The organism is Pseudomonas sp. PA-4-8C (genome assembly GCF_021606625.1).
In the GTDB taxonomy this organism is placed as follows: domain Bacteria; phylum Pseudomonadota; class Gammaproteobacteria; order Pseudomonadales; family Pseudomonadaceae; genus Aquipseudomonas; species Aquipseudomonas lactis.
In genome coordinates this window covers 1-4872 of sequence record NZ_WKCD01000356.1, presented here as the reverse complement: position 1 = coordinate 4872, position 4872 = coordinate 1, and the positions used below count along the sequence as shown (strand labels likewise).

The window sequence follows — 4872 nt, the reverse complement described above, 5'->3', positions numbered from 1 at the left end:
ATATTTGCGAGGTTTTCGGGGCGTGTCAAGCAGAAGTTATATGATGACTTGGGTGAAACGATTCAACGCAGCGGCACGGTTGCCCTCTGTAGGAGCGAGCTTGCTCGCGAAAAACGTCAACGATAACGCGTGCTTCCTGAATGAACGCGGCGCCTGTGAGTTTTTCGCGAGCAAGCTCGCTCCTACATGGATTGCATTGCGACGCAGGTTTCAGTCAGCCATCACCATCGGCGGTAACGTTCCAAGCAGGGAAACCGCCGCCACCGCTGCAAGGCCCAGCAGCCACTCCATCATCACACTGGCTTTCAAACTGCCCAGGCGTTGCTCGCAGCGCTCGATACGCAACCGGTTCAACAACGCCAACCCCAGCATACCCAGCACCAGCCCCACCTTGATCAGCAAAATCAAGGCAAACCCTTGGAAGAGCGGGGTGGGCCATAGTTGCCCGGTGAGCACGCGCACGTTGATCAGCCCGGTTACCAGCAAGCCGCCGACCAGGCCATATCCCACACCACTGAAGCGACGCAAAATCGGCTCCATGCGCTGGCCTTGCGCCTGCTGGAGGATCAGCACCAACACCAGCAACCCCCCGAGCCAGGCCCCAACGCACAGCAGGTGCACCACCTGGTTGAGAATCAGCAACTGTCCACTCAGCCCGTCGAGCATGGCGCCGTGACCTACGGGTGCCAGGGTTGCCAGCAGCAGGGCGAGCAGCGGCAAGCGCAAGGCCGGCCAGGGCTTGATCAGCACGATCACCAGCAGCAGGTTCAGCAGCAGATGCCAGGCCCATACCTGACCAAAAAAGGTCTTGCCCAGCACCAACTGGAGGGTGGCCGGTTGCAGCGCCGCGTCCCAACTGCCGGCCATGCTGGCGGTGATCAACAGCAACCACGCAACACCGGTGACGAGCCCCAACCCAGCCAGGCCACGGGTGATGCGCAGCAGTTGCCGGTCCAGTGTCGGTTGCACATCAGCGCCGAGCAGCCAGGGCCTCAACCCCCAGGCCCCGAACATCAACAGCACGACGATGAAATGCAGGAAGCGGCACAGCACCAGCAGGGTTGCCATGGGTTATTGGCCGACCTTGAAACTGTAAGTGCCTTCGCTTTTGTGAGTGTCGACGGACACTGCATGCCATTCGACTTTATAGGTGCCGTTTGCCAGCGCAGCGGCAGGCGTGACCACCAGGGTCTTCTTGTCGGCGCCCGGAGTTTCCAGGCCCTTGATCGCAATTTCGGTGCCGTCCTTGCTCAGGGACACCTTGGTGAAGGTGGCTTCGACGCCTTCGCTGAAGGTCAGGCGCAGGTCTTTGGGTGCGGCGACTTTGCTGTCAGCCGCAGGCTCCGCGCTCTCGAGGTGGGCGTGGGCAAACGCCGTGGAGGCGCCCAGCAGGGCAGTGAACAGGACAGCAGCGGTCAGGGACTTCTTGAGCAACATTGTTCAACACCGATCAGAGGATAGGAGTCGGCAGTGTACGAAGTTTCGGCTTGGCCTGTCGCCCCGATCTAGAGCCGGTGGTAGTCTTTAGGCCGTGTTGTTGTCAGGGAGCCCTTATGGGCAATCACAAGATCGGAATTCGTCGGGTCAACGTCGAGAAAATCCTGCTGGCGGCGGAGAAGGTCTTCGCCAACAAGGGCTATGGCAGCACCGCCATGGCCGACATCGCCGAAGAAGCGCAACTGCCGCGCTCCAACCTGCATTACTACTTCACCACCAAAAGCGAGCTGTACAGCGCGGTGCTGTTCGACCTGCTGGAGTTGTGGAAGCAGGACGCCCTGAGCTTTGAAACCTTTGACGACCCTCGTGTGGTGCTCAGCAGCTACATCCGCGCCAAGATGCAGCGCTCGCGCACGCGCCCGTATGGCTCCAAGGTCTGGGCCAATGAAATCATCCACGGCGCGCCCACACTCGGCGAGGCCCTGGATGAAAGCCTGTACGACTGGGCCAAGATGAAGGAAGCGAAGATTCGCCAATGGGTGCAAGACAAACGCATCCTGCCGGTGGAGCCCTCGAGCCTGTTGTACATGATCTGGGCCTCGACCCAGCACTATGCCGACTTCGACCACCAGGTGAAGATTTTGAATGATCACCAGCCGTTGTCGGACAGGCAGTTCGAGAAGGCCATTCAGACAGTGACCAGTGTGATTTTGCGCGGGATTGGCTTGGAACCTTGAGCTGATCGTTCCCACGCTCCGCGTGGGAATGCCGCCCTGGACGCTCTTGCCAGGGTGACGCGGAGCGTCACAGGATGCGTTCCCACGCGGAGCGTGGGAACGAGGGGCAAGGATTACACCGCCTCCCGGTAAGGATTGCGCGGGTCCTGCGTCCAGTTCAAAAACGGCTTGCCGGTATCGATCGGCACCATCTCGATGCAGTCGGCCACCGGGCAAGTGATCTGGCACAGGTTGCAGCCCACGCATTCATCATCGATCACCTCATACAGATGCGTGCCATCGGCCTGCTTCAAGCTGGCAATGGCCTGGTGCGAGGTGTCCTCGCAGGCAATATGGCAACGCCCACAGCCAATGCACGCCTCTTGGTCTATCTTGGCGATGACCTGGTAGTTGATGTCCAGGTACTTCCAGTCTGTGGTATTGCCCACCGCCCGCCCGGAAAACGCCTGCAGGTTGGCATGGCCCTGGCTGTCCATCCAGCGCGACAAGCCGTCCTTCATCTCTTCAACGATGCGAAACCCATGCAGCATCGCCGCCGTGCACACCTGTACCGCGCCGCAGCCCAGGGCGACAAACTCCGCCGCATCCCGCCAGGTGCCGATACCGCCGATGCCGCAGATCGGCAGGCCGTGGGTCTGTGGGTCGCGGGCGATTTCGGCGACCATGTTCAACGCAATCGGCTTGACCGCCGAGCCGCAGTAACCGCCGTGGGTGCTCTGGGTGCCGACCACCGGCAGCGCGACCATACGTTCCAGGTCCACGCTGGTGATGGAGTTGATGGTGTTGATCAGCGACACCGCATCGGCGCCGCCGCGATAGGCCGCCCGCGCCGCCACGCGGATGTCGGTGATGTTCGGCGTGAGCTTGACGATCACCGGCAGTGAGCAATACGTCTTGCACCAGCGCGTCACTTGCTCCACGTACTCCGGTACCTGGCCGACGGCGGCGCCCATGCCCCGTTCGGGCATGCCGTGGGGGCAGCCGAAGTTCAGCTCGATGCCGTCGCAGCCGGTCGCCTCCACCAAGGGCAGGATGTTTTTCCAGGACGCTTCGACACAGGGCACCATCAGCGAGACGATCAGCGCGCGGTCCGGCCAGTCCTTTTTCACCTGGGTGATTTCCCGCAGGTTGATCTCCAGGGAACGGTCGGTGATCAGTTCGATATTGTTGATGCCCAGCACTTCACGGTTGGCGCCATAGTGCGCGGAGTAGCGCGACGACACGTTCACCGCTGCGGGGTCTTCCCCCAGGGTTTTCCACACCACGCCACCCCAGCCGGCCTCGAAGGCGCGCACCACATTGTAGGCTTTGTCGGTGGGCGGCGCGGAGGCCAGCCAGAATGGGTTGGGCGCTTTGATTCCGGCGAATACAATCGAGAGATCGGCCATTACGCAGCCTCCACAGTCAGCATGAGTTGGGCATGCATGGCTTCGGCGGCCCGCTTGCCATGTTGTACTGCCTGGACGGTGAGGTCCTGGCCGAGGCTGACGCAATCGCCGCCGGCATACACCCCAGGGATGCTGGTGCGCAGTTGCTCATCGACGAAGATGCGCTCGCCGACGCGGTGCAACTGCTGGGCCAGCGGGTCGTGCAGGGCGTCGTTGTCGAAGCCTTGCCCGATCGCCTTGAAGATCGCATCGGCGGCCAGTTCGAAGGTTTCCCCGGTCGGCAACAGGCGACCGTTTTCCAGGCGGGTGCGGGCAAAGCGCATGCCGCGTACGCGGCCTTGGTCGTCGAGCAGAACTTCGTCGGGTTGGGCCCAGGTCAACAGCCGTACCTGATTGGCCTTGGCGATGTCCTGTTCGTGGTGGGTCGCGCCCATGTCGGCCAGGCCACGGCGGTACACTAGGTTGACATCGCGGGCACCGAGGCGGGCCATCTGCACGGCCATGTCGATGGCGGTGTTGCCGGCGCCGAGCACAATGCAACGGTCGGCCAGGGGCAGTTGGGTGAGGTCGTCGGCCTGGCGCAGTTCGCGGATATAGTCGGTGGCGGCGAGCAGGCCGGGGGCGTCCTCAAAGGGCAGACCCAGCTGTTTGCTGGCAGCGAGACCCAGGCCGAGGAACACCGAATCGAACTGCTGGTGCAGTTCGCTCAAGGTCAGGTTGTCGCCCAGGCGCTGGCCGTGGCGAACCTCGATGCCGCCAATCTGCAGGAGGAAATCCAGCTCCTTCTGGGCGAAGTCGTCCACCAGTTTGTATTTGGCGATTCCGTATTCATTCAGTCCGCCGGCTTTTTCCCGCGCTTCGAAAATCACCACGTCATGACCGTGCAAGGCGGCGCGGTGGGCGCAGGCCAAACCGGCTGGCCCGGCACCGACCACGGCGATGCGCTTGCCGGTGGGCGCGGCGCGTTGGAACGGGTGTTCGCTGAAGTGCGCGTTGTCGATGGCGTAGCGTTGCAACAGGCCGATCAGCACAGGGGCGCATTCTTCGGCGTTATTGCGCACGCACGCTTGCTGGCAAAGGATTTCCGTCGGGCACACCCGCGCGCAACTGCCACCGAGGATGTTGGCCGAGAGGATCTTCTGCGCGGCGCCTTGCACGTTGTCGGTGTGGATGTTGCGGATGAACGACGGAATGTCGATCTCGCTGGGGCACGCATTCACACAAGGCGCGTCGTAGCAGTACAGGCAGCGCGAGGCTTCAAGCTGGGCCTGGCGGGCGTTGAGGGGCGGTGCCAGGTCGGTGAACTGGCT

General features: G+C 62.3%; 5 protein-coding genes. 1 reads left to right on the top strand and 4 read right to left on the bottom strand.

Features of this window, described 5'->3' with window-relative positions:
* Positions 1–210 precede the first annotated feature (210 nt).
* Positions 211–1068, bottom strand: coding sequence for a copper homeostasis membrane protein CopD (copD, locus tag GIW04_RS27930; protein WP_120248852.1), 858 nt, complete (start codon positions 1066–1068; stop codon positions 211–213).
* A 3-nt stretch (positions 1069–1071) separates the two neighbouring features.
* Positions 1072–1437 (bottom strand): copper homeostasis periplasmic binding protein CopC, encoded by a 366-nt coding sequence (gene copC, locus GIW04_RS27925; RefSeq protein WP_003192284.1) that lies wholly within the window; start codon positions 1435–1437, stop codon positions 1072–1074.
* A gap of 116 nt (positions 1438–1553) precedes the next feature.
* Between copC and GIW04_RS27920 the strand changes: the two genes are divergently transcribed.
* Positions 1554–2174, top strand: a complete 621-nt coding sequence (locus tag GIW04_RS27920) for a TetR/AcrR family transcriptional regulator (RefSeq protein ID WP_003192282.1) — start codon at positions 1554–1556, stop codon at positions 2172–2174.
* A gap of 113 nt (positions 2175–2287) precedes the next feature.
* On the opposite strand, the gene preA is transcribed toward GIW04_RS27920, so the two are convergent.
* Together preA and GIW04_RS27910 are read right to left on the bottom strand one after the other, a co-directional pair.
* A complete protein-coding gene (gene preA / locus GIW04_RS27915; protein WP_003192280.1) occupies positions 2288–3562 on the bottom strand; it encodes an NAD-dependent dihydropyrimidine dehydrogenase subunit PreA in 1275 nt (424 codons plus the stop codon).
* A partial coding sequence (locus GIW04_RS27910) for an NAD(P)-dependent oxidoreductase (protein WP_236479414.1) occupies positions 3562–4872 on the bottom strand: 1311 nt, incomplete at its 5' end. The genes GIW04_RS27910 and preA, both read right to left, overlap by 1 nt.

What these genes read in the sequence shown, in the direction of transcription:
- preA (WP_003192280.1), bottom strand. Translation starts at nt 3,562, where the DNA reads ATGGCCGATCTCTCGATTGTATTCGCCGGAATCAAAGCGCCCAACCCA.
- copD (WP_120248852.1), bottom strand. Translation starts at nt 1,068, where the DNA reads ATGGCAACCCTGCTGGTGCTGTGCCGCTTCCTGCATTTCATCGTCGTG.
- GIW04_RS27920 (WP_003192282.1), top strand. Translation starts at nt 1,554, where the DNA reads ATGGGCAATCACAAGATCGGAATTCGTCGGGTCAACGTCGAGAAAATC.
- copC (WP_003192284.1), bottom strand. Translation starts at nt 1,437, where the DNA reads ATGTTGCTCAAGAAGTCCCTGACCGCTGCTGTCCTGTTCACTGCCCTG.